Raw genomic sequence first — 25,499 nt, forward strand, 5'->3', positions numbered from 1 at the left:
GCAAATGTCATCCCCTTTTGGATCGATATTGCCGCTAGGTGCCGTGACCACGTCTCACCGATCAATTAGCTTCAGATAGTGACAGATGGCCTCAAGTAACGAAGCAACCGGCTCCGTGCCGTTCAATTGGAGGCGTACCTGGGCGCTGGCAGTTGCCATCGCGCTACATGCGTTCGCGTTCCTGTTGCTGGTGGCGCCCATGGCCCCACCGAAGCAGGCGCAGAAGGAAAAGGAACGCACTGTCCAGGTGAACTTCATCGAGCCCCCGCCGCCGCCGCCGCCACCGCCGCCGCCGCCGCCGGAGCCGCCGAAGCAGCCGCCGCCGAAAATCATCACGCAGGTGAAGCCGCCGCCGACCCCGCCGCCTCCGACACCGCCGCCGGCCGTGGAAGAAGCGTCGAACAACGCGCGTCCGTCTGCTCCGCCCGCTCCGCCTGCTCCGCCTGCTCCTCCGGCGGACATCACCGCCAGTCAGGACATCAGCTATAACAGCCGTATCCAGCCCAAGTATCCGCCGCAGGCCATTCGCCAGCGTCACGAGGGCACTGTTACGCTGATGATCCTGGTGGATGTGGACGGAACGCCTAAGGACATCAAGGTGGAATCGTCCAGCGGTTATCGCGAGCTGGATCAGGCCGCGATTGAAACGGCACGCAAGTGGCGCTTCAATCCGAACATCAGGAACGGGCAAAAGACGGAAGGTTACGTCCGTGTTCCGATCAACTTTAATCTCAATACGCTGTAACTTCGGTTACGGTTAATCAGTTCACGCTTGACTTTCCAAGGGTAGCGTTATGTTCCAACAGACTCCTTCTCCGACCCCGGGCGCGGGTGGCACCACCAACGCCGAAGCCATGAAGTCGATGGGCTTCGACCACCTTATCCACAACTTTGACTTCCTTGGCTGGATCGTCTTCGTTGTGCTGGTGGTGATGTCCTTCTCCTCCTGGTACTTCATCATCGCCAACGCGATCCGCAACGCCATGGTTCGCGGCCGCGCTGACAAAGTCATCAACGGTTTCTGGGCCAATGGTTCGACCCAGGACGCCATCCGCGAGCTGGAAGCCCAGCCCAAGGGTGAACCGTTCTCCAAGATCGCCCTGGACGCCGCTTCCGCGGTTGCCCACCACCAGCAGGCTTCGGCCGGCGGCGGCCGTCTGGCTGAGTCGCTGAGCCGTTCGGAGTTCATCGACCGCGCCCTGCGCCAGGCCGTGGCTCGCGAGAGCCTGCGTCTGGAAGGCGGCCTGACCCTGCTCGCCACCGTCGGTTCCTCGGCACCGTTCATCGGTCTGCTCGGTACCGTGTGGGGCATCTACCACGCCCTGATCTCGATCTCGGCTTCCGGTAATGCATCGATGGAAGCAGTGGCCGGTCCGGTGGGTGAAGCCCTGATCATGACCGCGTTCGGTCTGTTCACCGCTATCCCGGCCGTGCTTGCCTACAACTTCTTCAACCGTTCGAATCGCCTGACCTACGCTCAGTTCGACGAGTTCGCGCACGACCTGCACGACTTCTTCGCCACCGGCGCACGCGTCGAAGGCAAGTGAGGGATTGACCCATGGCAATGAGCACCGGAGGCAATGCCGGCGGTCCGATGTCGGAGATCAACGTCACGCCACTCGTTGACGTGATGCTGGTGCTGCTGATCATCTTCATGATCACGGCTCCGCTGATGTCCCATCGAATCACGGTTGCACTGCCGACTGCCAATCCGAAAGTTGCGGATTCGGAGCCGGTGGAGCCGATGGATCTGGCCGTGAAGGCGGATGGCACGATGTACCTCAGTGACGTCGAAGTCACCGAGGCTGAACTGAAGGCCCAGTTTGCGGTTGCGGCGGCGAAAGCCCCGCAGCCGGAACTCCAGATTCGCGCGGACAAGACCACGGAATACAAGATCGTGAAGAAGATCCTCGGCGACGCCAAGGATCAAGGCATGGTCCATGTCGGTTTCATCACGACCGGCAAGGAGTAACAGTCATGGCATTCAGTTCTGGAAGTGGTAAGGGCCCGATGGCTGACATCAACGTCACGCCGCTGGTCGACGTGATGCTGGTGCTGCTGATCATCTTCATGATCACGGCGCCGATGCTTACCCATAAGGTGAAGATCGATCTTCCGCAGCCGAACCCGAACGTGGTTCAGCCGGAAAATCCGCCGGATCCGATCCGTTTGAAGATCGACCAGTCGGGTGCGTTGTACTGGAACGATACGCCGGTCGACGAGCTGGGCCTCAAGGCGCAGATCGCGGTGATCGCTTCGCAGAGCAACCAGCCTGAGCTGCAGATCAACGCGGATGATGGTGTGGCTTACGAGCATGTGGCCCGCGTGTTGGCCGATGCGAAGAGCTACGGTCTGACCAAGATTGGTTTTACCGAAGGTCAGTGATTCCGTCAGGAATCACCGTAACACTACCCGGAGAACCCCCGCCTTGTGCGGGGGTTTTCTTTTGGCCCGATGCCGGCATACCCGATCGCCGTTTGGACGTCTAGACGTCTACAGCAACCTTCGCGCTCAGCGCAGGATCTGCAGGTAGTTCCGCACGGTCGTCGACAGCCCTTCGTAGAGCGCCTCGCCGATCAGCGCGTGGCCGATGGAAACCTCGGCGAGACCCGGGATGGCGGCCTTGAACGTGCCCAGGTTCGCCTGGCTCAGGTCGTGACCGGCGTTCACGGCGAGTCCCGCATGTTGTGCGCGGCGGGCCGTGTCGGCGCAACGCTCAAGTTCTTCATGCACTCGGCCCTCGGCAAATGCATGTGCGTAAGGCCCGGTATAGATCTCGATGCGCTGCACGCCAATGGCCACGGCGGCTTCGAAGCCGGTGGCGCCGGAGTCGACGAACAGACTCACGCGGCAACCGATATGGCGCAACTCGGCAACGATCGGCCGCAGCGTGTCGATGTCGCGCTCAAGCTCGAAGCCATGGTCCGAGGTGATCTGGCCGTCGCTATCGGGCACCAGGGTGACCTGGGTGGGACGCACTTCGCGAGCGAGCGCGATCAGTCCGGGATAGCTGCCACGGGCGTCGGCAAACGGATTGCCTTCGATGTTGTATTCGACGCGGCCGCGCAGCATGGCGGCCAGCGCGCGAACGTCATCCGGCCGGACATGACGCTGGTCCGGTCGGGGGTGCACGGTAATGCCGCCGCATCCAGCCTCGATGCAGGTCTGCGCGGCGCGCGTGATATCGGGCTCGGTGTCGCCGCGCGAATTGCGCAGGACGGCGATCTTGTTGAGGTTGACGCTGAGCAGGGTCATGGATGCGAGACGGTACGTGTAGACAAGCGAATCGAGGGACCGCCCGGTCGGCGGGCTGCAAACAGTGCGCCGATCAGGGGTCGTCGGCAAGTGTCCACAGCCTGATGCGCCGCGGTCCGCCCTGCCATGCGAGAGCACCGACGTGGTGCTCGTCGAGGGCCAGTCGGTGCAACTGCCATTGATCGGCCTCGTGGCCTTCGAGACGCCCCAGCACGGGTGCTTCCGGCAAGCCGCCGATGCTCAGCCGGTGGAGGCCAAAGGCCAGGCCACGGCCCAGCGCCTTCAGCACGGCCTCCTTGGCGGTCCATAATTCGAGGAAGGCGCGGTCGCGCTGGCCGTCGGTCAAGGTTTCCAGGCTCGCCGACTCCTCCGGGCCGAAATAGCGCCGGGCGATGGGCAAGGCGCGCGGATGTGCGCGCAGTCGCTCCAGGTCCACGCCGGGAACAATGCCCCTGGCGATCGCGATCAGGGCCTGGTCGCTGCTGTGCGACCAATTGAAGGCGAAAGCGCCGTGATGGTGTGCGGGCGCGAGGTGCGGCCGGCCGTGGTCCGATTCCTCCAGCTGGACGGCTTCCGCCGGCAGCCCCAGGTACGCGCCCAGCATGGCCAGCAGCGGCGCCCGCCCCTGGTGATGGTCGTAGGCAAGCCGCCATACGTGTATCTCGTCATCACCCAGCCGCTCTGCTACTTTCGCTGGCGTCTGGCTGTGCGTCGTCATCATTCGTCCATGGTGCCGGGTGTGTGGTGACACTTACAAGCACGTGGCCGCCTGCTGCCGGCACGTGCCCAAGGCCCATTGCCATCGCAGGGACGCCTTCATCACGGAGTACCGCGCTTGATCGCCGGCTGGGTATTGTTACTGGTATCGCTGCTCTATGTAGGCCTGCTCTTCGTGGTGGCCTACCTCGGAGACCGGCGGCCGCTGTATCCGCGCCAGCCGCGCCTGAGGCCCTTGGTCTACAGCCTCGCGCTCGCCGTGTATTGCTCCTCGTGGACGTTCTACGGCGCGGTCGGCACGGCGGCTCGCGAGGGCCTGAGCTATCTGCCGATCTACCTCGGCCCCATCCTGCTGTTCGTGTTCGGCTTCGGCTTGCTGCGCCGCCTGGTACTGGTGGCGCGCCAGCGAAACATCACCTCGATCGCCGATTTCATTGGTGCGCGCTTTGGCAAGTCCCATGGTCTGGCCGCCCTCGTCGCGATCATCGCCGTCATCGCCGTGGTGCCTTACCTCGCCCTGCAATTCAAGGCGGTCGCGATGTCCTACGCCGTGCTTGGCGGCTCGGACGCGCCACAGTTCGGCGACAGTGCATTGTGGTGCGCGATCCTGTTGGCGACGTTCGCGATCCTGTTCGGCACGCGCACCATCGACGCGACCGAACATCATCACGGCATGATGCTGGCGATTGCGGTGGAATCGCTGATCAAGCTGATCGTGTTCATCGCCTTGGCTTGCTACGCGCTGTCGCGCGGGCCTGGCTTGCACGCCACCATGCAACTGCCGTTGCAGGAGTTCTCCGAGGGCGTGTCGCCCGGCTTCCTCGCGCAGACGCTGCTCGCGTTTTGCGCCATGTTCTGTCTCCCCCGTCAGTTCCAGATCGGCGTCGTGGAATGCGAGGACCCGCGCGATCTGACGCGTGCGCGCTGGCTGTTTCCCATCTATATGGCGATCATCTGCCTGGCGGTGCTGCCCATCGTTGCCGCTGGCCTGCATCTGCCGCAGGTGCAGTCGGGACTGAAGGATGCGTGGGTGCTGAACCTGCCGATCGCACATGGCGACCGTGGCATGGCGCTGCTGGCTTTCCTGGGTGGATTCTCCGCTGCTACCGGCATGGTCATCGTGTCCTGCGTGGCGCTGTCCACCATGATCAGCAACGACCTGATCATGCCGATGTTGCTGCGCATCCATCGCTTCAAGCTGGAACAGCGAACGGACCTGTCGCAGCTCGTGCTGCTCGTGCGTCGCATCGCGATCATCGCGTTGGCCGCGATGGCCTATGTATATCACCGCGTCGTGGCCGATACGGCCAATCTCGCCGCCACCGGCCTGTTGGCGTTTGCGGCGGTGGCGCAATTTGCGCCGGCGATCGTGGCGGCGCTGTATTGGCGAAGTGCGAGTCGCAAAGGCGTCGCCGTCGGTCTTGCCGCCGGCTTCCTCGTGTGGGTTTACACCTTGTTGCTACCAGCGATGCTGCGCTCTGCGCCGTGGCTGCAGACGGGCCCCCTCGGCCTCAGCTGGTTGCAGCCGCAGGCCTTGTTCCACCTGAGTGGCTGGGACCCGGTGATGCACGGAACGTTCTGGTCGCTGCTGGTGAACGTGGCCTGCCTGATCTTCGTCTCGTTGCGCTTCCGCCCGAACCTGGAAGAGCGCCTGCATGCGGCGATGTTTGTCGATCCCTATGCAATCGACAGCCGTGGCGCCGGTGACTGGCGCGGTCGTGTGGCGGTGGGCGACCTGCGCACCATCGCCGAGCGCATCGTCGGCGAACGCAGCAGCGAGCGTGCCTTCGAGGAGTACGCGGAACGCCGCGGGCGTCCGCTGCAAGCAGGTGAAGCCGCTGATCGCGCCTTGATCCAGTACACCGAACGCCTGCTTGCATCGGCCGTCGGTGCGGCGAGCGCGCGTCGCATCCTGATGGGTGCCTTGTCCGGCTCGGGCCTGGACATCGCCGAGGCGATGGCCTTGATGGACGAGGCATCGCAAGAGCTCCGCTTCAATCGCGAGCTGCTTTCCACGACCTTGGAAAACGTCTCCCAGGGCATCAGCGTGGTCGACGCCGGCATGCGCCTGGTGGCGTGGAACCGCCGCTACCTGGAACTGTTCGACTATCCCGATGGCATGGTCTACGTCGGCGTGCCGGTGGCTGACCTGATCCACTGGAACGCCGAGCACGGCGAATGTGGACCAGGCGAAGTCGAAGCGCATGTCCAGAAACGCATTGGCCACATGCATGCGGGTTCACCCCATTTGTTTCAGCGTATTCGTCCGGACGGTACCGTGATCGAGATGCGTGGCCGCGCGCTGCCCGGGGGCGGCTATGTCACGACGTACACCGATGTCACCGCCTACAAACATGCGGAGCAGGCGCTGATCGAAGCGAATGAAACCCTGGAGCAAAGAGTCGAGCAACGCACCGCGGAATTGAGCGAGGCGCTGTCCGCGACGGCCCATGCTCGCCGCGAAGCGGAAACGGCGAATGCCTCGAAGACGCGCTTTCTCGCCGCCGCGAGCCACGACCTCTTGCAGCCGCTCAACGCCGCGCGCTTGTTCACCTCCGCCCTGCGTCAACATCCCGGCCTGGATGCCGAGGCGGGACAACTGGCCGAACGCATCGATGCATCGTTTCGTGCCGCGGAGGATCTGCTCGATGCCCTGCTGGACACCTCGCGCCTGGATGCAGGGAGCTATCGCGCCGACATCGGCAACTTCGCCCTCGCCGATTTGTTTGACTCGCTGAAAGAACAGTTCGCCGTCATCGCGGAACAACGCGGTTTGCGCCTGCGCGTCGCACCGACGCGCCTGGCCGTGCGTAGCGACCCGCAATTGCTGCGCCGCGTGCTGCAGAACTTCATTTCCAACGCATTGCGCTATACGCGCGAGGGAGGGGTCCTGCTCGGCGCCCGCCGCATGGGGCATGAGGTGCGCATCGAGGTATGGGATACCGGGCCGGGCATCGCAGCGGGCCAACGCGCGCGCATCTTCGGTGAATTCCAGCGGCTGGAGCGACCCTCGCCATGGGGCGAGAAAGGCCTGGGGCTGGGCTTGTCGATCTGCGATCGCATCGCCGGCATCCTCGATCATCGGCTCGAGCTGGATTCGCGTGAGGGCAAAGGCAGTCGTTTCGCCGTACGCGTGCCAAGAGTGGAGGCAAGCGTGCCGCGCCGTCGCACGGTCGTGCAGCAGGTATCCAGCGAACAATTGCCGTTGACCGTGCTGTGCCTTGACAACGACCCGGCGATTCTCGATGGCATGCGCGCTTTGCTGCAGCGCTGGGGGGTCGACTGTCGCACGGCGCTCGATGCGGTGCAGGCGGAACAGGAGTTGCGGCGTGGCCGCATCGATCTGGTCCTGGCCGACTACCATCTGAGCGACGATATGGATGGCCTGCAGGCCTTGCAGCATCTGCATGTCGCGCTCGGCGAATTGCCGCCGGTGGCGATGATTACGGCCGATGGCAGCAGTGAGTTGAAACAACGCGCTCGCGCCCTTGGTTATCCGTTGCTGCACAAGCCCGTGCGTCCCGCTGCCTTGCGCGCCCTGTTGAGCGCCCTCGCACGCCGACAGACGCCAGCCTAGCCTTCTTCGTCCTCGGGCATCGGCGGCATGGTTTCCTGATCCAGCGCGAGATGACTCGCGGCCAGCGCGACCTGGGTGCGGTTGTTGACGCCCAGCTTGCGCATGATGGCGGTCATGTGCGCTTTCACCGTGGCCTCGGACACGCCGAGGTCGTAAGCAATCTGCTTGTTGAGCAAGCCTTCGGCGATCATGGTGAGCACGCGGAATTGCTGCGGTGTCAGCGTGGCGACCCGCTCGGCGACCGCCGCCTCGTCCGGCTTCAGTTCGGCGCCGCCGCCGAGCAACTGGGGCGGCAACCACACATCGCCATCGAGCACCTTGCGGATGGCGGTGATGATGTCCTCGCCGGGCGTGGACTTGGGGATATACGCCGATGCGCCATGCGCCACCGCGCGCCGCGCTACCGAAGCGTCCTCATGGCCGGACACCACGATGGTCGGCAAACCGGGAAACTGCCCACGGATGTGCACCAGCGCGGAATAACCGCGCGCACCCGGCATATGCAGGTCCAACAAGAGCAATTCAGCGTCAGGGAATTGATCGATCAGCCCGAGCAGGTTGTACACGCTGTCCGCGCTGTGCACCCGTGCATCCGGCACGGCTGCCACCACGGCGCGTTGCAGCGCGTCGCGGAACAGCGGATGGTCATCGGCGATCAGTACGTCAGGCATGGCGAATCAGTGCTCTTTTTGTAGGAGCGCACCCTGTGCGCGATGGGCGCTGCGGCGTCACCGCTTCGTTGGCCTTCGCGCACAGGGTGCGCTCCTACACCCGGGATCATTTGATCAGGCGTTCCTCGACCAGGCTCTTCACCACGCCCGGATCGGCCAGCGTGGAGATATCGCCGAGCTGATCGGGCAGGTTCTCGCCGATCTTGCGCAGGATGCGGCGCATGATTTTGCCAGAACGCGTCTTCGGCAGGCTCGGCGCCCACTGCAGATAGTCCGGCGTGGCGATCGGTCCAATCTCCTTGCGCACCCAGGCGATGAGTTCCTTGCGCAGCTCGTCCGTACCCGTCTCGCCGGCGATCAGCGTGACGTAGGCATAGATGCCCTGGCCCTTGATCTCATGCGGGCAACCCACCACGGCCGCCTCGGCCACCTTGGGATGCGACACGAGGGCGCTTTCCACTTCGGCAGTACCGATGCGGTGGCCGCTGACGTTGATGACGTCATCGACGCGACCGGTGATCCAGTAGTAGCCGTCTTCGTCGCGGCGCACGCCGTCACCGGTGAAGTAGTTGCCCGGATAGGCGCTGAAATAGGTGTCGATGAAGCGCTGGTGATCGCCATAGACCGTGCGCATCTGGCCCGGCCAGGAATCGGTGATGACCAGGTTGCCTTCGGTGGCGCCCTTGAGCACGGTGCCGCTGGCGTCGACCACGGCAGGGATGATGCCGAAGAACGGCAGCGTCGCCGAACCGGGTTTGGCGTCGATGGCGCCCGGCAGCGGCGTAATCAAGATGCCGCCGGTTTCGGTCTGCCACCAGGTATCCACGATCGGGCAACGCTCGTCGCCGACAACCCGGTAGTACCACTCCCAGGCTTCCGGATTGATCGGTTCGCCGACCGAGCCGAGCACGCGCAGCGACGCGCGCGAGGCTTTCTTCACCGGTGCTTCGCCTTCGCGCATCAGCGCGCGGATCGCGGTGGGCGCGGTGTAGAACAAGCTGACCTTGTGCTTGTCCACCACGTTCCAGAAGCGGCTGGTATCGGGGTAGTTCGGCACGCCGTCGAACATCAGCGTGGTGGCGCCATTGGCCAGCGGCCCGTACACCACGTAGCTGTGGCCGGTGACCCAGCCCACGTCGGCGGTACACCAGTACACATCGTCTTCACGCAGGTCGAACACGAGTTCATGGGTGTAGCTGGCGTAGACCAGATAGCCACCCGAGGTGTGCAGAACGCCCTTCGGCTTGCCGGTGGAGCCGGAGGTATAAAGGATGAACAGCGGATGCTCGGCCTCGAGCGGCGTCGGCGGGCAGTCGGCGGACTGGCCTTCCATCAGGGTGTGGTAGTAGCGGTCGCGCGGCGACTGCATCGGCACGGCCGAGCCGGTGCGGCGCACCACGATGACGGTTTCCACGCTGTTCGTGCCGGGTCGCTGCAGGGCCGCATCGACATTGGTCTTGAGCGGAATGTGCTTGCCGCCGCGTAGGCCTTCATCTGCCGTGACCACCACCTTGGCGGTGGAATCGGCAATGCGGCCGGCCAGCGAATCGGGCGAGAAGCCGCCGAATACCACCGAGTGGACGGCGCCGATGCGGGCGCAGGCCAGCATGGCCACCGCGGCTTCCGGGATCATCGGCAGATAGATGGCTACACGGTCGCCCTTGCCCACGCCCAGATGCTTGAGCGTATTGGCGAACTTGCACACTTCCTCGTGCAGCTGGCGGTAGCTGATGTGGCGCGATTCGTTCGGGTCGTCACCCTCGAAGATGATCGCCGTCTTGTCGCCGCGCTCGGCCAGGTGACGGTCGAGGCAGTTGGCGGACACGTTGAGTTCGCCGTCCTCATACCAGCGGATATGCAGGTTGTTCGGGTCGTAGGAGACGTTCTTGATCCGCGTGGGCGCCTTGCTCCACGCCAGCCGCTGACCCACCTTGCCCCAGAAACCCTCCGGATCGCGCACGGATTCCTCGTACATCCGTTCGTAATCCTCCTTGCGAATCCGTGCCTTGGCGGCGAAATCGGGCTTGACGGGGTAGAGCTTGGTCATCGTGGGGCTCCTGCGGCCGGCCTTGCCGACTGCCGTGTCAGTGGGACCCGCCGCATCGGCTTGCCCGGCGGGAGCGGTCGAGTGTAGCCGTTGCCCGGTGATACGGACGTTGGTACCGCATGTCGACTTTGGTCGAGTTTCGACCAATGGGGAATAGGCGCCCGCGATGCAGCATGCACATGCTCGGATTGTCATCGACCTGGGGAGGCACGCCATGACATCACGGACCACCGTACGCCGCAGCCGGATACTTGCGCTGAGCATTGCCTGCGCGCTGGGTTTACCGCTGGGGGTACACGCGCAAAGCACCAGCCACGAGAAGCAGCTTGAGCAGCGGGTCAACCAGTTGGAGAAGGAACTGGCCGAACTGAAGGCCATGATCCAGGAGCAGAAGGCAGCCACCACGCAGGCCACGCAGACGGCCCAGGCCGCCCAGGCCACGGCCGAACAGGCCAACACCACCGCGACCAAGGTTGCGGCAGCACCCGCCGAGAAACCGCAGTTCACTACCGCGCCAGGCCTGTCGGTGGCCTTGCATGGCTTCATCAGCGCGACCACGTTTGGGCAGGACAAGACCTTCATCAACTATGGCAACGGCCAGAACGCCATCATTCCGGCCCCGCAAACGCCGGCCAACAAGGCGCTTGGCTATAACGGCTCGCTCAGCGGCGTGGACGTGCGCAACACGCGCTTCTGGCTCGACTTCACCGGCGCCAAGTTCAATGACAACTGGAACGGCGGCGGCCGTCTGGAAATGGACTTCTTCGGTGGCTTCAACGGCACCGGCGCCTATTCCCAGCAGCAGCCGGTACCGCGGCTGCGCCAGGCGTATATGGATATCAGCAACCCGAGCATCGGCAGCACCGTCCGCATTGGCCAGATGTGGGACCTGTTGTTCCCCCTGGAAAACACCCCGACGTCGCTATCGCATATCGCCTTTCCGCTCGGTTACGGCGCCGGTTTCATCGGCTGGCGTTATCCCGGGGCAATCTGGATGCAGGATCTCAACCACGGCACGGACGGCGTGAAGTGGCGCGTCGACCTGGCCGTGCTGGAGGGCAACTGGAACGGTCCACAGCCACCGGCACCAGCTGCCGCCAACAACAACATCAACTACCTGACCGCCGGCAACGCGAACTTCAGGCCGCAGGTGGAAGCACGCCTGCATGCGCAGGGCAGCAACTGGCTCGGCTATTTCACGGCGCATTACTCCGAAGTCGACCTGAGGGGCGTTGGCAACACCGTCGAACATCCCATCAGGGACAACCTCAACAGCATTGCCTACGAACTGGGCGGCCAATGGAAGCCCGATGTGTGGACCTTGAAGGGGCTGATTTATACCGGCCAGGCCCTGGGCCAGCTGTTCGGCGCCATGTCGCAGTTCGGCAATATCAAGGAATCGGGAGGCTTCGTGCAGGTGGGCTACAACTTCACGCCCAAGTGGAGCGTCAACGGCTTTTATGCCGCGGCTCGACCGAACCAGCAAGACGTGGTCCGCTGGGTCACCACCAGCCCGACCGCCGGCCAGGCCCTGCTAAGGAACGACATGTCGGCGCTGAGCCTGCAGTACGCCTCTGGCAACTACGAGCTCGGCGTGGAATGGATTTACGACACCGTGCGCTATCAGCTGGGCTCGGAAGGCGCGCGCAAGAACACCAGCGGCAATCAGGTCAGCCTGAGCGGCCTGTATCGCTTCTGAGCATCGTGGCAGCGGCGCAGGACGCGCCGCTGTCTTTTCCAGCGGGATCAGGCCACGGAAGCAGCCTCGACCCGACCACGGCTAGAGAGACACAGGGCGGCCAGGCCGCTCCGGTGGCTTGCGGCCTGAAATCCTGATCCACCATCGACCGGGCAGTTCACACGAGGGGAAACAACATGGCAACGACTGCATACGATGCGCCGGGAGCGCTCAATACCGGTCACCGACGAGTGATCCTGGCCTCGAGCCTGGGCACGGTATTCGAATGGTATGACTTCTATCTTTATGGCTCGCTGGCGGCACTGATCGGCAAGCATTTCTTCACCGGACTCAACGAGACGAGCCAGTTCATCTTCGCGCTGCTCGCGTTCGCCGCCGGTTTCGCGGTGCGCCCGTTCGGCGCCATCGTCTTTGGCCGCCTGGGAGACATGATCGGCCGCAAGTACACCTTCCTCATCACCATCATCATCATGGGTTCGTCGACCTTTCTCGTCGGCGTATTGCCCGGCTACGACAGCATCGGAGTCGCCGCGCCGGTCATCCTGATCGCGCTACGCCTGCTGCAAGGTCTTGCCCTGGGTGGCGAGTACGGCGGCGCCGCCACCTATGTGGCCGAGCATGCGCCACACGGCAAGCGCGGTCTCTACACCAGCTTCATCCAGATCACCGCCACGTTCGGTTTGTTCCTGTCCTTGCTGGTGATCCTGGGTACGCGTCTTGGCCTGGGCACGGAGACGTTTGACAGCTGGGGCTGGCGTATTCCCTTCCTGATCTCGGCGGTCCTGCTGATCGTGTCGGTGTATATCCGACTGCAGCTGTCGGAGTCGCCGGTGTTCCAGCAGATGAAGGCCGAGGGCAAGCACTCCAAGGCACCGCTGACCGAAGCGTTCGGGCAATGGAAGAACCTGAAGCTGGTCATCCTGGCCCTGCTCGGCGCTACGGCCGGCCAGGCGGTGGTCTGGTATACGGGGCAGTTCTACGCGCTGTATTTCCTCACCCAGAGCCTGAAGATCGACGGCACCACCGCCAACCTGCTGATCGCGGCGGCACTCGCCATCGGCACGCCGTTCTTCGTGTTCTTCGGCTGGCTGTCCGATCGTATCGGCCGCAAGTCCATCGTCCTGGCGGGTTGCCTGCTGGCGGCGCTGACTTACTTCCCGATCTTCCGGGGCCTGACCCACTTCGGCAATCCGGCGATCGAGCAAGCGGCGGCCACCTCGCCGGTCAAGGTCGTGGCCGATCCACGGGCCTGTCGTTTCCAGTTCGATCCGGTGGGCAAGGCCCGTTTCACCAGTTCATGCGATGTCGCCAAGAGCGCGCTGGCGAAGCGGGGTATCCCCTATTCGAATATCGCAGGCGAACCCGGCAGCGTGGCCGAAGTGAAGATCGGCGACGTCACCCTAAGCTCGTTTGAAGGCGGTGCGCTGGACAGCAAGGCGTTTGCCGAACAGAGCAAGGCTTTCGGCACGCAACTCGGGGCCGCGTTGAAGGCCGCCGGCTATCCGGAGAAGGCCGATCCATCGCAAACCAACAACGTCATGTTGATCGTGTTGCTGGCGATCCTGGTGTTCTACGTCACCATGGTCTACGGACCGATCGCCGCCTGGCTGGTGGAGATGTTCCCCACGCGCATCCGCTATACCTCGATGAGCCTGCCGTATCACATCGGCAACGGCTGGTTCGGCGGCTTCGTGCCTACCATCGGCTTCATGTTGGTGGCGTGGAAGGGCGATATCTACTACGGCCTGTGGTATCCGATCATCGTCGCCATCGGCACGTTCTTCATCGGTCTGTTGTTCCTGCGCGAGACCAAGGACGTCGATATCCGCCACTGAGACAGGGCGTGCACGAGAAAGGCGCGGCGGTTTACCGTCGCGCCTTTTCTTTTGCCTCACATCACGCCCTTTTGAACACGCCGATGATGGCCAGCAGGATGATCGCGCCGATCATGGCGTAGACAATGCTGGTGACCAGCGGACTGATCAGCACAAAGCTCACGCCAAGGCGGGGCAACAGCCAACCCGCCAGGAAGGCGCCGATGATGCCGACCACGATATTGCCGATCAGGCCGAAGCCAAAGCCACGGACGATCAAGCCGGCCAGCCATCCGGCTATCGCACCTACCAGCAGGAAAATCAGCAAACCGGTCATCTCGCGCTCCTTCCAGGTGGTGAAGAAACATGCTCGGACACGGGATTCAGTATTCGAGCGGCGGCGTGGCGACTTTGTGACGTAAGAGTGATCGGTGCGGGTGTTCATTCAGCTGATGCAGAGTGCCGCCGGTACCGGCAACGCCCTAAGATGACACCGCCGAGGGGAAGCGGCCTCGATGGGGAAGGGCATGCCGACCACACAGCAGGTAACCGGTAAGCGCAAGCGACATTTTCGTCGGCATTGGCGGCGCGTGATTGGATGGACCGCGTTGCTGCTCGATCACCTCAAGCCCGTGCGCGTCTCGCTGCTGGTGTTGGCCATTGCCATCGCGGTGACGTTTGGCGTGGATCAGGCGGCGGAGCTGTACCTGATCGCACTGTGGACGGATCCGAGCGGAGCTCGCTACCTGGGCTTGCTGCTGGCCAGCGCGTTGGCTGGCCTTTCCATCTGGTATGCGGGGCGCAACGCGTATCGCCTGCGCTACCCGCGCTGGCCGGCGTTGCAGGAACGACGCGCCGCGCGTTTGCGCGACTGGCTGCCGCGCTTGCTCGGTGCGGCCGTGCCAATGCTTGTATGTCTTGGCTATGTGCTGGCGCTAAGCAAGTTGCCACATGATCCCTGCGGCATCACCGGCCATTGCGGGCAGCGCAGTTGGCGGGCGATCGGCTTGTCGCTGGAGTCCGTGGCGATGGTGGTGTTCTTCGTCACGCGCCGTCGTCTGTGGAACGCGCTGTCGCGTCGCAGGTCTTCCACGCTGCCGTTGAGTCGTTATCCATCCCACGAGCAGCGCGTGTGGCGCGTGCGCGATCTCGGCGTCGTGCCCTGCACGTTCTTTGTCGTGGTGGTGCTGCTGAACATCCTCGCCACCATCCTGATCGGGCTTCGACCCGAAGCGCTCGATGGCATCGGCCCTCTGGCCATCATGCTGGTCGCCCAGGCCTTCCTGTGTTCCAGCGGCAGCCTGCTGTGCATGGTCGGCGACCGGCGCGGCGTGCCCTTGCTGAGCCTGTTGCTGTTGTTGAGTGCATCGCTGCATTGGATGCACCTCAACGACAACCACAAGGTGCGCCAGTACGCTTCCATGAGCACGCACCAGCAGCCGACGCCTCCGCCGCCCGAGACGCGACCAAGCTTCGATGCCTACGCGAACGCCTGGCTGGACGACCGCTGCGCGAACCGCACGCCATGCCCTGTCATCCTGGTCTCGGCCGAAGGCGGCGGCATTCGCGGTGCAGCATGGACGGCCATGGTGCTGAGTCGTCTCACGGCCGGGATCGACAGCGACAGGCCATCCAGCCGTGGGCCGCTGTTTGCCCGTTACCTGTTTGCCGCCAGCGGCGTTTCAGGAGGCAGCCTTGGCCTCGCCACCTACGTGAGCATGCTCAATCAACCCGTAGCGGACGGTGCCGCGGCGCTGGTTGAGCGTGCGCAAGCGATGCTCGGCCACGATTTTCTTGCGCCCACGCTGGCCAATACGTTCTTCGTCGATTTCACGCAACGCTGGCTGCCTGGTGCGTGGCTGAATGATCGTGCGCGCGCACTGACTCGGGCCTGGGAATCGGCTGCACGCAAGCAAGGCCTGGATGCGTTCGCCCAGCCCTTCAGCATGCTCTATCAAAAGCCGGGTGGCGAAGTCTCGGCGGCACTGCCGGCGCTGTTTCTCAACAGCACCACGGTGGCTGAAGGGCGGCGCTTCGTGCAGCATCCGTTCCAGCCCATAGCCACGCCAGAACGCGAACCGTGGACGGCGGGTTTCGATGGCTCGAGCTGGCTCGATCCGCGTGTGCCGTTGAGCGAAGTCGTGCTGAATAGCGCACGCTTCACCTATATCAGCCCCGCGGGAACCCTGGATACCGCCCTGGCCAACCCTCCCGTACCTGACCGCCTCCAGCTGGTCGATGGTGGCTACTTCGAAAATTCCGGTACCACCACCTTGCTGGAACTCATGCGCATGTTGCGGGCCAAGGCGACCCAGCGCGGGCAGTCGCTGCGCTTCATCGTCATCCATATCAGCAACGACCCGTTGATGAGCGATTTCGTCGATCAACACGATCCACAGCATCCGCTGCCGCTTTATTCAGCGACCTGCCCCGCCGTGCCCGGTCGACTGCGCCACAGCGTGCGTGGCGAAGTGACGGCGCCGTTCGACGCGTTGCTCGCCACGCGCAATGCACGCGGCGAATACGCACGGGTGCAGTTGCTACGAGCGCTGCAACCCGATCCCGTCGATCCCTCGCGCGGCGACGTGCTGTGGCATTTTCGCCTCTGTCCTGGCGATTACCCCATTCCCCTGGGCTGGACGATTTCCACGCCGGTGTTTGCCGAACTCGGCCATCAGCTCGACCGGCATTACCCGCTGGCTGCCATGACCAGGGCGCTCGAACAGCAACTCCCGCCCTAGGGAAGGTGTCGCGCTGGCTGAGACGTCGCCGGCGCAGACTTCTTCCATGGACGAGTCCTTTTTCCCGCTCAAGGCCCTGAAGGGTCGCGGCGCCGCTTCCAACCCGGAGGGGCGCTTCGAATCGATTCGCCATCACGCCGAGGATGACGGCTGGCAAAGCCTGCTGCTGGACGAACAGGCGCCGCGCCCGCGCACGGAAGTCACCGAGGAACGCGCGCGCAGCGTCATCACGCGCAACGATTCGCCCGACATCCATTTCACCCAGGCCTTGAACCCGTATCGCGGTTGCGAACATGGATGCATCTACTGTTTCGCGCGTCCGTCGCACAGCTATATCAACCTGTCGCCCGGCCTCGATTTCGAAACCAAGCTTCGCGCCAAGAGCAATCTGGCCGAAGTACTGCGGCTGGAGCTAGCGCGCCCCGGCTATGTCGTCAGCCCGATCAATATCGGCAGCAATACCGATCCGTACCAGCCGATCGAGCGACGCTGGCGCCTGACGCGTGCCGCGCTGGAGCTGCTCGCCGAATGCCACCACCCCTGCACCATCGTGACCAAGAACGCGATGGTCGAACGCGACCTGGACATTCTCGTGCCGATGGCGCGCGAACGCCTGGTGCAGGTATTCGTCTCGGTCAACTCGCTGGACAACCAGCTGGCAGCCAAGCTCGAACCGCGGGCGAGCGCGCCGCACCGGCGCATCAAGGCGATTCGCACCCTCGCCGAAGCCGGCGTGCCGGTGGGCGTGCTGGTGGCGCCGATCATTCCAGCACTCAACGACAGCGATATGGAAGCAGTGCTGGAGCGAGCGGCCGACGCCGGTGCACGCTGCGCCGGCTACACCACCCTGCGCTTGCCGTATGAGCTGAAGGCCCTGTTCCGCGAGTGGCTGGCACTGCACGCACCGCAACGGGCCGCACACGTCATGAGCCTGGTGCAGCAGATGCATGGGGGCCGTGACTACGACAGCGACTTCACCACCCGCATGCGCGGACAAGGCGTCTTCGCCGAGCTGATCCGTCGTCGCTTCGACGTCGCCTGCCGCAAGCACGGCTTCGGCCGGGCGCGTGAGTTGTGGCTGGATACCGCGCGCTTCGTGGCACCCCGCAAGCAATCGCCGCAGGGCCAGCTTTTCTGACCCAGGCCAGCGGTATGGGCTGCGCCGATCCTCCTGTGGGTGCGCGAAAAGCCTTGTCGTACAGGCTTTACACATAGATCGGTTGCGCGTAAATAGGGGACGCCCAGACTGTCCGGAGTCGCTCTTGGCGACCTACCGGAGATACCTCATGAAGACCCGAATCTTGTTGTTTACCGTCGCCGGCGTGTGCTGCGCCACCGCTGGCCTGGTGCAGGCCGCGCCCTTGTCGCATGACATGGCTGCAATGACCCAGGAAGCCCCGGCCGTGGCACCGGTGGCTGCGCCGAAATTGCAGGCGGCCATGCGTTCGCTATGGCATGGCCATGTGGTGCACACGCGTGAATACGCCATGGCCGTCCATGCGCACGACGCGGCCACAGCGAAAGCAGCAGCGGATGCTGTCGTCGCCAACGCCAAACAGATTGCCGATGCGGTGGCTGGCTTCTATGGCAAGCCAGCGGGCGATCAGACGCTGCAATTGCTCGCCGGCCACTGGGGTGGCGTGAAGGCACTGACGGACGCGAGCGCTGCCAACGACAGCGCAGCCGAACAAAAGGCCATGGCTGATCTCAACGCCAATGTCACCGCCATTGCCAAGTTCTTTTCCAGCGCGAATCCCAACTTGCCGGAGAACGCCGTACAAAGCCTGTTTGCCGCGCACGTGGCGCATCACGCCAGCCAGATCCAGCAAATCATGAGCGGCAACAGCAAGGACGAGCAGGCCACCTGGACTGCGATGCAGGCGCATATGAACGTCATTGCCGATGCGTTGGCAGGCGGTATCGCCAAGCAGTTTCCGGACAAGGCGAGCTGAGCGATGGCCGCGCTCGGTCAACTCGGTGCCACCCAGCAGCGCCTTTTGCGGCAACTGCTGTTGGCCAGCGAGGGCGGTACGGTGGAGACGTTATGCGCGCAGTTGGGTATCAGCCATAACGCCGTGCGCCAGCACCTGAGCACCTTGATCGCACGCGGCTATGTGGAACGGACACAGTCACGCCCAAGCGGAGGCCGACCATTGGCCTGCTATCGCCTCACCGAGGCGGGGCAGGCCTTGTTTCCGCGCAACTACGGCACCATCGCCACCGCCTTGCTGACGCAACTGAGTGCCCGTTTCGGCACCACCGAGGTCGAGCATCTCTTGCGCGATCTCGGTCATGGCCTCGGCAGCCGTGAGGTGGCGCCAGCTGCGGCCACACCCGTAGTGGAGGTGGTGCAGGGTCTGGCCCGGAAGCTCGATGCCATGGGCTATGAAGCGATCGCCGCACGACATGGCGACGAATGGCAGGTCGAGGCCTTCAACTGCGTCTTCCACGCGCTCGCCCAGCAGCATCCGCAGGTGTGCAAGTTCGACCTGGCCTTCATGGAAGCCGCCAGCGGACGTCGTATCCATCACATGGAATGTATCGTGCGTGGCGGACACACGTGCCGCTTTCGCGTCGGCGCCTTGCTGTCATCGGAAGAGCCGCAGACCGACTCCAAAGTCCAGTCGCGAATCGAACCCTTCCGAACCCCTTAGCCTCGCGAGCGCCCAATAAAGACCTGGATCAGGGCCGTCGGCAGGCAAGCTGCCGACAGCGCGCCCAATGACATAGGCGACGGCGTGCGCGAACTGCTGTCGGACGCTCATGCCCTGGTTCCCTTGTATGGATGAAGCGCGCTTCTATCCGTTGGAAAGGAACGCATGGGGCCTTTCCTGTAAAGCGCGCCAACCACGTCGTCCCATCCATAGCAGGACAACGCCTGTCAACAGCCATGCCACCAGAAACAGACCGATGGCAGGCGCCGCCCATGGCCATGGCTGGCTGCCGAGACTTACGAGGGGTAGGAACGCCGCGAGGCTGGCCAACGCTGTGACGACGGCTATCAGCACGATGAAAGCCCAGTTGGGAAGTGGTCGGCCACCGACAACGCCTAGCACACATGCCACCAGCGTCGCGGCGCATCCCAGTTGCGTTCCCGTCAAGGCCAACAGAACCATGCCTCGAACATGCAGCGCGTAAGCGGTTGCCGAGATGATCACCAGCAGTGCGCCTTGAACGCATAAGGGTCTTTGCAAGCTGGCTCGTAGCAACTGCCTTTTGGCAGTAGTGGCATCACCCAGTCCCGGCAACAAGGCGAGCAACGGCAATTCGCCATTCACTCGCCGCCAACGCTGCAGCATCAGTTGAACGGTCACGATCATCAGCATCGCGCCACCAAAGATCCCCACCCACGCGAGCATGGCGATACCGCCCGAGAGCCATAGCTTGTGCAATACATCGGCTTGCCCGCGATGGACCGATATCAGCATCATGGACGCAACGAACAGCAACAGGGACAGCAAGCCCGCCGCGAGGGACTGCAAGTGTCCCGACAGCGTCTTCGGCAGGTACCAACCGCCGAGGGCGACGCGCAAGGCCGTTTGAGGGTTGCTTGGGCCAACCTCGCGGAGATCCGCCTTGGGCTGCATCCAAGCGGGACGTTGGCGAACCGACATCGGACTCTCGAGGCCACTGAGGTTGCTCCATCGGCCCATCGATCCGCGACGGTATTGCAACACCATCGAACTGCCGAATCCAAGCTCGGCCGGCTGGATTGACCGCATGAGCACACGCCAGCGGTGGATACAAGCCAGCAGCAATGCCAGCGCCACGAGTGGGCTCCATGCCATGAAGCCTGAATCGCCAGGGCCTGGAATCATCAGTATCGGGGCAAGGGCAAGCCGAACACTCGGAAGAAAGCCGAGCAGCATGACGACGTAGCGCGGTAGCAAGGCGAAGCCCAGTCCAAACAGCACGCACAAAACCAGCAGCATGGCGACGGCCGGGATGTTTGCATGCGCTAGTCCAAGCAACAGCGTAACGGGCACCACACTGAGAACGCCGTAGATAAGCAGGCAGGCGATGACGTCCCGCTGCAGGCGAGGAAGGCGAAGTTGCCGCGCGTCCATCGCCACCAAGGTCAGGATGGAGAGATAGAAGGCCCAAAGAAGGCCGATGCCCGCGCCGAGGATCATGGCAACGCCGAACAGCATCTTCGCATTGGACGAAAATACGGCGACAGTGATCGCTCCGCCGCCGCACACAATGGAAATGAATAACGCGAGCCAACGCGAGGAACGCTGGCAAAGTCGCAACGGCATGAGAAGCAGCGAAGCGAGTGTCATCCCGCGATCTCCACAAAGAGATCTTCAAGGCCTAATGCATCAAGGCGCGCGCCAGGAAGCCCAGTCGCTTCCGGCCATTGACCATGGGCGCCTCGCTCAACCACCAGGCTCAAACTTCCGTCCTCGTGACGATGACGACTGAGCACCTGCGCCGGCGCCGCGGCCGACATGGAGGCGGGCAGCCAAAGCCGTGCATAGCGCTCCTTCGTTTCATCCACGCCACAGTGCAGCAAAAGCTTGCCCTCGTGCAGAAACGCAATATCCGATGCGACCCGCTCCAGGTCGGACACGATATGCGTGGAGAACAACACGGTGGTGCCGGCATCACCCGCGCGCAGGGCAATCTCGCGCAACAGGTCACGTCGCGCGACCGGATCGAGTGCGGCGGCCGGTTCGTCCAACACCATCAATTCGGGTTGCGAAGCGAGGGCGCGGATCAAGTCCACGCGCTGGCGTTCGCCGGGCGACAACTTGGCCAGGAGCCGGTTCGGCGCGATGTCCCACTTGCGCAGCATCGCCTTGGCGAAGGCGGCGTCCCAGCGCGGGTAGAAGCGACCCACGTAGTCGAGCATCTGTTCCGCGCTGAGCCAGGCCAGCGCTTCCGGCTGCTGCGGCACGTAGGCGATTCGCTCCTTGACCTTGTCCGAGAGCTTCAGTGCCGGCTCGCCGAACACCCGCGCCTCGCCAGCGAGTGGCTGCATCAGGCCGAGCATGGCCCGAATCAGCGTCGACTTGCCGGCACCGTTGCGGCCAATCAGACCGAGCACAGTGCCGGGCGCCAAGGTCAGGTCCACGCCGGTGAGCACCTTGCCGCCTTCATAGCTGTGGGCAAGGCCGCGGACCATCAGCGGTGCGTCGGTGGATTCAATGGTGGGTTGAAGCATGGCATTCATCGACTACCTCTTGGATCGAACGAATGGTGAAAAATCGGGCTTTTGTCACAGCCGGTATCGCAGGGTGATCAGCTGATGCCGGCAGCAGTGCGCGCAGGTCGATTAGCGCTTCGAGTAGCCGCAGCCGTCGCCGCGCACACAAATGCGCTCATGATCCCCCCATGATCTTGCTAAGCCGGCGCAACACCAGTTCGGCCGGCAGCTCTAGCTCCTGCGCATGTCGTGCGACATCGGCGAGCTGTGCTTCGAGCAAGGCCAGGCGATGTGCCTGGGATTGCGTACCACGGTGCATGGCGGCTACAGCCATGCCCTTGCCACGCAATCGTTCAAGCAGACCCTCGGTTTCGGCGATGCCATAGGCACGCGACACAGTCATGGGGTTGATGGCGTGGAAGCCCGCGACGTCACGCACGGAAGGCAGCAGTTCGCCCGATGCCAGTTGGCCCCCAGCGATCAATCGGCGCAGCTGCTCGACGATCTGCCGATAAATCGGTTCGGCCGAAGTCGGTTGAATGGCGAATATGGAGGCATCCATGTGTATTAATACAACAATACACATGCGGCTCGGTCAATAGCCCATCGGTCACGGGCAATAAAAGGCCGCCGATGTGGACATCGGCGGCCAAGGGGCCGATCCAGGCCAGGAGAATGATTAGCTCGAGGCTGGCGGCAAGTACTTCCCGAACCACATCAACGCACGTTGCAGCACGTCGCGCTGATGGTCCGGATCGACAAAGTGATGGCCTTCGTTTGGATACACCACCAGCGAGGTCGGCACGCCTTGTGCGCGCAGTGCATGCCAGTACTCGAAAGACTGCGGCGCCGGGCATTCGGCATCACGATCGCCGACCACGACCAGGGTGGGCGTCTTGACCTGCTTGATGAAGTTGATCGCCGAGCTCTTCGCATAGGCCGCCGGGTCGTCATAAACCGACGCACCGAAGAACGGAATCATCCATTGGTCGATCAGGTTCTGGCCGTAGTAGCTCTGCCAGTTGGCGATGCCGGCTCCTGCCACCACCGCGCGGAAGCGCTGGGTCTGGGTGGGGATGAACATGCTCATGAAGCCACCGTAGCTCCAGCCGGTGAGGCCGAGGCGTCGGTCGTCCACCGGTAGTTTCTTTTCGATGGTGTCGATACCGGCGAGGATGTCGCGCAAATCACCGTGGCCGAAGTCCTTGCGATTGGCCTGCACGTAGGCCTCGCCCTGGCCAAAGCTGCCGCGCGGGTTCGGCAGGAAGACGAAATAGCCAAGCGCCGAGAACGGCGAGCCGCCGAAGCCCACACTCGGCCAGCGGGGAATCACCGCGCTGGACGGGCCGCCGTGCACGGCGACGATCATCGGATACGACTTCTTCGGATCGTAGTTGGCCGGATACAGCAACCAACCCTGCACATGGCGACCCTCGTTCTCCCACTCCACCGACTCGGCCTTGCCCCAGCCGGGTTTCAGGCCTGCATTGATGGTGGTCACCGCGGCGGGGGCGGTTTCGCCCAGCGTCCCCGCGTGAACTTCAGGCGCATTGGCATACGAGCTCTGCACGAACGCGACGTGCGCGTGATCACTGGACAGGGAAAGCGCCATCCACGCGCTGCCGTCGCCGATGTCTGCTGGCAGCGTGAACAGCGTGCGGCCCTGGCTGGCCTTGTCGGCGGCCACCGCGTACTCGGCGACCTGGCTCTGGCCATTGCTGATCTGGGCAACCAGCAACTGCTGTGGACTGGTCCAGGCCAGCCACGACGGCGTGACGTGGATGTCCGGCGTGAGATTGATCGCGTCGCCGCCCTGGGATGGCACCGCATAGATATCGCCGCCGGTAGAGCCCTGGTCGCTCATCAGGCCGCCGATAAAGGCGATCCGTTCGCCATCGGGCGACCAGCGCGGCAGCGCCATCTGCAGGCCGTGCAGTGAGCCGGTGACGGTCGACGGATTGAGCACCAGGTGGGCAGGCGCACCTGGCTGCGCGTCTTGCACATAGAGCTTGGCCAGCCACCAGTTGTTGTCGCCCGGCGGGAGTGCAGCCGTATAGGTAATCCGCTTGCCGTCAGGCGACCAGGCAAATTCGTAAGCGTACGATTCGGCCGGAGTAAGCAGCTGCACGGCGCCGCCGGTGGTATCGATGGCAGCGACGCGCTGCACTTCCATGCCGTCCACTCCGATCTCACCGGCCGCCGGCTTGGCCGCAAAGACGGCGCTGGCTTGGCGCGTGCCATTGGGCACGTAGAGGAAGCCGAGCGTCTTGCCATCCGCCGACCAGCTCAGGCCTTGTGCCACGCCGGTCAGTGCCGCCAGCTTCTTCGGCGCAGCCCTGGTATGGGCATCGACGAGGAACAGCTCTTTCTGTTTGCCGCCGGTGGCGCAATCGGACAGAAACGCCAGGTGATGCGAGTCCGGCGCCCAGGCGACATCGCTGTCGTTGCAAGTGCCCGGTTTATCCGAACCGATGCGATGCGCGCCGCTGCCATCCGCCTTGGCGACTTCGACGCTGTCCTTGCCCTGCGTGCGGACCACCCAGGCCAGCTGGCTGCCGTCGGGCGACAGCTGCACGGCTTCGATGTGGCGCACCTTGCCCAGTTCGCCGAGCAGTTTCTCGATGCGCGGATCGACGTTGGCGGAGCTGGCGAAGCAGGCAGGTACGAAGGCTGCTGCGACTAAGGGCAGCAACAGGCGAGCAGGGCGGGTCATCACAAGGCCTAATCGGTGCGGAAAGACCGCACGCTATCAGGCCCCACGGTCACTCGCCAGCAGGCCCTAGTGAGCGGCGATCGCCGCTGCGGCTGGGGCGACCGCTTGCCGGGACGCTTGCAGCGCCGCGATCTTCGCCTTGATGGTCGGGACGGCTGCCAGCGCCGCGCGCTCGCCTTCGAGGATGGCCTGGTTCTTCTGTTCGAAATCCGCCGCACCGATCTGGCCGACCTTGGGACGGATCACGATATCGGCGCGCGCCAGCTCCTGCTCGCCGAGCTTCTGGCCCATGATGCTGATCGACTGGCCGACGATATTGATCATGCCGACCGGATTGGTACCGCTGGCCTTGGTCGAGATATCCACCGCAATCACGACGTCGGCGCCGAGCTGGCGCGCGGCGTCCACCGGCACCGGGCTCACCACGCCGCCATCGACATAGTGCTTGCCATTGATCTCCACCGGCTCGAACACCCCGGGGATGCTGCTCGACGCACGCACCGCCTGGCCGGTATTGCCGCGCACGAACACCGTGCGCTGGCCGGTTTCCAGCTGGGTCGACACCGCGGCAAACGGGATCTTCATCTGGTCCAGCGGGCGGTTGGCGACCAGCTGGTTCACGTAGTCCTGCAGCTTCTGGCCCTGCACCACGCCGCCGGAAAACAGCCGCACGTCGCGGATGCGGGTTTCATCCAGCGAAAACGCCGTCTCCTGCAACTGGAACGGATCCATGCCGCTCGCATACAGCGCGCCGACCACGCTGCCGGCACTGGTGCCGGCGACCACGTCGGGATGGATGCCGTTGGCCTCCAGCATCTTGATCACGCCGATATGGGCAAAGCCCTTCGCTGCTCCGCCCCCCAGGGCCAGGCCGATGCGCAGCTTGGCCGGTGCCGGCGGCACCACCACGACGGGCGGTGGCGTGGGCTTGCTGTTGCCGAAGCAGGCGCACAGCAGCGCGCTGGCGAGCAGGGGCAGGAGCGGTCGGAAACGGCGGAAGGAGGGCATGTGGGCGGCAGCTGAGGGTTGGGGTGTCGCCATGCGCGGTTCGCGCGGTGGTGACTGGCGAGCGAGTGTAAGGCCGCCGCAGGGCGCCGCGATGTCCGAACCAGGCGC

General features: G+C 63.9%; 21 protein-coding genes. 11 read left to right on the plus strand and 10 right to left on the minus strand.

The features are described 5' to 3' along the window. The first annotated feature begins 85 nt into the window (after nucleotides 1-85). The 4 genes from OUZ49_RS18165 to OUZ49_RS18180 are packed head-to-tail and all read left to right on the plus strand — an operon-like array spanning nucleotide 86 to nucleotide 2,385. Nucleotides 86-745, plus strand: coding sequence for an energy transducer TonB (locus OUZ49_RS18165; protein ID WP_266152018.1), 660 nt, complete (start codon nucleotides 86-88; stop codon nucleotides 743-745). Nucleotides 746-794: 49 nt separating this feature from the next. Continuing rightward, on the plus strand, nucleotides 795-1,547 hold the full coding sequence (locus OUZ49_RS18170) for a MotA/TolQ/ExbB proton channel family protein (protein ID WP_266152019.1): 753 nt from the start codon (nucleotides 795-797) through the stop codon (nucleotides 1,545-1,547). A gap of 11 nt (nucleotides 1,548-1,558) precedes the next feature. Further along, complete coding sequence (locus OUZ49_RS18175) at nucleotides 1,559-1,972, plus strand: ExbD/TolR family protein (protein ID WP_266152020.1); 414 nt, start codon at nucleotides 1,559-1,561, stop codon at nucleotides 1,970-1,972. Nucleotides 1,973-2,010: 38 nt separating this feature from the next. Further along, entirely contained in the window at nucleotides 2,011-2,385 is a 375-nt protein-coding gene (locus tag OUZ49_RS18180; RefSeq protein WP_380003637.1) for an ExbD/TolR family protein, read from the plus strand. A 126-nt stretch (nucleotides 2,386-2,511) separates the two neighbouring features. On the opposite strand, the gene OUZ49_RS18185 is transcribed toward OUZ49_RS18180, so the two are convergent. Both OUZ49_RS18185 and OUZ49_RS18190 read right to left on the minus strand, forming a co-directional pair. Beyond that, the gene (locus OUZ49_RS18185; protein ID WP_266152021.1) at nucleotides 2,512-3,255 is read right to left on the minus strand and encodes a pyridoxine 5'-phosphate synthase; all 744 of its coding nucleotides are present in this window, start codon (nucleotides 3,253-3,255) and stop codon (nucleotides 2,512-2,514) included. Between the two features lie 73 nt (nucleotides 3,256-3,328). Next, nucleotides 3,329-3,973 carry a 4'-phosphopantetheinyl transferase family protein gene (locus OUZ49_RS18190; protein ID WP_323134945.1) on the minus strand — a complete coding sequence of 215 codons (645 nt, stop codon included), beginning with the start codon at nucleotides 3,971-3,973 and terminating at the stop codon, nucleotides 3,329-3,331. Nucleotides 3,974-4,090: 117 nt separating this feature from the next. Between OUZ49_RS18190 and OUZ49_RS18195 the strand changes: the two genes are divergently transcribed. Then, on the plus strand, nucleotides 4,091-7,549 hold the full coding sequence (locus OUZ49_RS18195; RefSeq protein ID WP_266152023.1) for a hybrid sensor histidine kinase/response regulator: 3,459 nt from the start codon (nucleotides 4,091-4,093) through the stop codon (nucleotides 7,547-7,549). On the opposite strand, the gene OUZ49_RS18200 is transcribed toward OUZ49_RS18195, so the two are convergent. Together OUZ49_RS18200 and acs are read right to left on the minus strand one after the other, a co-directional pair. Continuing rightward, a complete protein-coding gene (locus tag OUZ49_RS18200; protein WP_266152025.1) occupies nucleotides 7,546-8,220 on the minus strand; it encodes a response regulator transcription factor in 675 nt (224 codons plus the stop codon). The genes OUZ49_RS18195 and OUZ49_RS18200 overlap by 4 nt on opposite strands. 106 nt (nucleotides 8,221-8,326) lie before the next feature. Further along, nucleotides 8,327-10,267, minus strand: a complete 1,941-nt coding sequence (gene acs, locus OUZ49_RS18205) for an acetate--CoA ligase (RefSeq protein WP_266152026.1) — start codon at nucleotides 10,265-10,267, stop codon at nucleotides 8,327-8,329. 214 nt (nucleotides 10,268-10,481) lie between these two features. Between acs and OUZ49_RS18210 the strand changes: the two genes are divergently transcribed. Together OUZ49_RS18210 and OUZ49_RS18215 are read left to right on the plus strand one after the other, a co-directional pair. Further along, nucleotides 10,482-11,966 (plus strand): hypothetical protein, encoded by a 1,485-nt coding sequence (locus OUZ49_RS18210; RefSeq protein ID WP_266152027.1) that lies wholly within the window; start codon nucleotides 10,482-10,484, stop codon nucleotides 11,964-11,966. A 176-nt stretch (nucleotides 11,967-12,142) separates the two neighbouring features. Then, on the plus strand, nucleotides 12,143-13,801 hold the full coding sequence (locus OUZ49_RS18215) for an MFS transporter (protein ID WP_266152028.1): 1,659 nt from the start codon (nucleotides 12,143-12,145) through the stop codon (nucleotides 13,799-13,801). 61 nt (nucleotides 13,802-13,862) lie between these two features. On the opposite strand, the gene OUZ49_RS18220 is transcribed toward OUZ49_RS18215, so the two are convergent. Beyond that, nucleotides 13,863-14,117 (minus strand): GlsB/YeaQ/YmgE family stress response membrane protein, encoded by a 255-nt coding sequence (locus OUZ49_RS18220; RefSeq protein WP_266152029.1) that lies wholly within the window; start codon nucleotides 14,115-14,117, stop codon nucleotides 13,863-13,865. 190 nt (nucleotides 14,118-14,307) lie between these two features. Here OUZ49_RS18220 and OUZ49_RS18225 point away from each other — a divergent pair, with 190 nt between their 5' ends. The 4 genes from OUZ49_RS18225 to OUZ49_RS18240 all read left to right on the plus strand — a co-directional run bounded on the left by OUZ49_RS18225 (nucleotide 14,308) and on the right by OUZ49_RS18240 (nucleotide 19,175). Continuing rightward, nucleotides 14,308-16,521, plus strand: coding sequence for a hypothetical protein (locus OUZ49_RS18225; RefSeq protein ID WP_266152030.1), 2,214 nt, complete (start codon nucleotides 14,308-14,310; stop codon nucleotides 16,519-16,521). A 46-nt stretch (nucleotides 16,522-16,567) separates the two neighbouring features. Next, nucleotides 16,568-17,659, plus strand: a complete 1,092-nt coding sequence (locus tag OUZ49_RS18230) for a PA0069 family radical SAM protein (protein WP_266152031.1) — start codon at nucleotides 16,568-16,570, stop codon at nucleotides 17,657-17,659. Nucleotides 17,660-17,807: 148 nt separating this feature from the next. Next, nucleotides 17,808-18,473: a hypothetical protein gene (locus OUZ49_RS18235; RefSeq protein ID WP_266152032.1), complete on the plus strand. Its 666-nt coding sequence runs from the start codon at nucleotides 17,808-17,810 to the stop codon at nucleotides 18,471-18,473. A 3-nt stretch (nucleotides 18,474-18,476) separates the two neighbouring features. Continuing rightward, nucleotides 18,477-19,175 carry a helix-turn-helix transcriptional regulator gene (locus tag OUZ49_RS18240; RefSeq protein ID WP_266152033.1) on the plus strand — a complete coding sequence of 233 codons (699 nt, stop codon included), beginning with the start codon at nucleotides 18,477-18,479 and terminating at the stop codon, nucleotides 19,173-19,175. A gap of 144 nt (nucleotides 19,176-19,319) precedes the next feature. On the opposite strand, the gene OUZ49_RS18245 is transcribed toward OUZ49_RS18240, so the two are convergent. From OUZ49_RS18245 to OUZ49_RS18265, 5 genes are all read right to left on the minus strand, one after another. Next, nucleotides 19,320-20,804: a hypothetical protein gene (locus tag OUZ49_RS18245; protein ID WP_266152034.1), complete on the minus strand. Its 1,485-nt coding sequence runs from the start codon at nucleotides 20,802-20,804 to the stop codon at nucleotides 19,320-19,322. Then, on the minus strand, nucleotides 20,801-21,697 hold the full coding sequence (locus OUZ49_RS18250; RefSeq protein ID WP_266152035.1) for an ABC transporter ATP-binding protein: 897 nt from the start codon (nucleotides 21,695-21,697) through the stop codon (nucleotides 20,801-20,803). Before OUZ49_RS18250 ends, OUZ49_RS18245 begins: the two co-directional genes overlap by 4 nt. Nucleotides 21,698-21,845: 148 nt before the next feature. Then, complete coding sequence (locus tag OUZ49_RS18255) at nucleotides 21,846-22,232, minus strand: GntR family transcriptional regulator (RefSeq protein WP_266152036.1); 387 nt, start codon at nucleotides 22,230-22,232, stop codon at nucleotides 21,846-21,848. A gap of 117 nt (nucleotides 22,233-22,349) precedes the next feature. Then, nucleotides 22,350-24,383: a S9 family peptidase gene (locus OUZ49_RS18260; protein ID WP_266152037.1), complete on the minus strand. Its 2,034-nt coding sequence runs from the start codon at nucleotides 24,381-24,383 to the stop codon at nucleotides 22,350-22,352. Between the two features lie 66 nt (nucleotides 24,384-24,449). Then, on the minus strand, nucleotides 24,450-25,391 hold the full coding sequence (locus OUZ49_RS18265) for a patatin-like phospholipase family protein (RefSeq protein ID WP_266152038.1): 942 nt from the start codon (nucleotides 25,389-25,391) through the stop codon (nucleotides 24,450-24,452). Nucleotides 25,392-25,499: the final 108 nt, after the last annotated feature.

Source organism: Dyella halodurans, assembly GCF_026283925.1.
GTDB lineage: Bacteria > Pseudomonadota > Gammaproteobacteria > Xanthomonadales > Rhodanobacteraceae > Dyella > Dyella halodurans.

What these genes read in the sequence shown, in the direction of transcription:
- OUZ49_RS18250 (WP_266152035.1), bottom strand. Translation starts at nt 21,697, where the DNA reads ATGAATGCCATGCTTCAACCCACCATTGAATCCACCGACGCACCGCTG.
- OUZ49_RS18165 (WP_266152018.1), top strand. Translation starts at nt 86, where the DNA reads ATGGCCTCAAGTAACGAAGCAACCGGCTCCGTGCCGTTCAATTGGAGG.
- OUZ49_RS18200 (WP_266152025.1), bottom strand. Translation starts at nt 8,220, where the DNA reads ATGCCTGACGTACTGATCGCCGATGACCATCCGCTGTTCCGCGACGCG.
- OUZ49_RS18265 (WP_266152038.1), bottom strand. Translation starts at nt 25,391, where the DNA reads ATGCCCTCCTTCCGCCGTTTCCGACCGCTCCTGCCCCTGCTCGCCAGC.
- acs (WP_266152026.1), bottom strand. Translation starts at nt 10,267, where the DNA reads ATGACCAAGCTCTACCCCGTCAAGCCCGATTTCGCCGCCAAGGCACGG.
- OUZ49_RS18180 (WP_380003637.1), top strand. Translation starts at nt 2,011, where the DNA reads ATGGCTGACATCAACGTCACGCCGCTGGTCGACGTGATGCTGGTGCTG.
- OUZ49_RS18210 (WP_266152027.1), top strand. Translation starts at nt 10,482, where the DNA reads ATGACATCACGGACCACCGTACGCCGCAGCCGGATACTTGCGCTGAGC.
- OUZ49_RS18245 (WP_266152034.1), bottom strand. Translation starts at nt 20,804, where the DNA reads ATGACACTCGCTTCGCTGCTTCTCATGCCGTTGCGACTTTGCCAGCGT.
- OUZ49_RS18235 (WP_266152032.1), top strand. Translation starts at nt 17,808, where the DNA reads ATGAAGACCCGAATCTTGTTGTTTACCGTCGCCGGCGTGTGCTGCGCC.
- OUZ49_RS18175 (WP_266152020.1), top strand. Translation starts at nt 1,559, where the DNA reads ATGGCAATGAGCACCGGAGGCAATGCCGGCGGTCCGATGTCGGAGATC.
- OUZ49_RS18215 (WP_266152028.1), top strand. Translation starts at nt 12,143, where the DNA reads ATGGCAACGACTGCATACGATGCGCCGGGAGCGCTCAATACCGGTCAC.
- OUZ49_RS18185 (WP_266152021.1), bottom strand. Translation starts at nt 3,255, where the DNA reads ATGACCCTGCTCAGCGTCAACCTCAACAAGATCGCCGTCCTGCGCAAT.
- OUZ49_RS18220 (WP_266152029.1), bottom strand. Translation starts at nt 14,117, where the DNA reads ATGACCGGTTTGCTGATTTTCCTGCTGGTAGGTGCGATAGCCGGATGG.
- OUZ49_RS18240 (WP_266152033.1), top strand. Translation starts at nt 18,477, where the DNA reads ATGGCCGCGCTCGGTCAACTCGGTGCCACCCAGCAGCGCCTTTTGCGG.
- OUZ49_RS18255 (WP_266152036.1), bottom strand. Translation starts at nt 22,232, where the DNA reads ATGGATGCCTCCATATTCGCCATTCAACCGACTTCGGCCGAACCGATT.
- OUZ49_RS18225 (WP_266152030.1), top strand. Translation starts at nt 14,308, where the DNA reads ATGCCGACCACACAGCAGGTAACCGGTAAGCGCAAGCGACATTTTCGT.
- OUZ49_RS18190 (WP_323134945.1), bottom strand. Translation starts at nt 3,973, where the DNA reads ATGACGACGCACAGCCAGACGCCAGCGAAAGTAGCAGAGCGGCTGGGT.
- OUZ49_RS18230 (WP_266152031.1), top strand. Translation starts at nt 16,568, where the DNA reads ATGGACGAGTCCTTTTTCCCGCTCAAGGCCCTGAAGGGTCGCGGCGCC.
- OUZ49_RS18170 (WP_266152019.1), top strand. Translation starts at nt 795, where the DNA reads ATGTTCCAACAGACTCCTTCTCCGACCCCGGGCGCGGGTGGCACCACC.
- OUZ49_RS18260 (WP_266152037.1), bottom strand. Translation starts at nt 24,383, where the DNA reads ATGACCCGCCCTGCTCGCCTGTTGCTGCCCTTAGTCGCAGCAGCCTTC.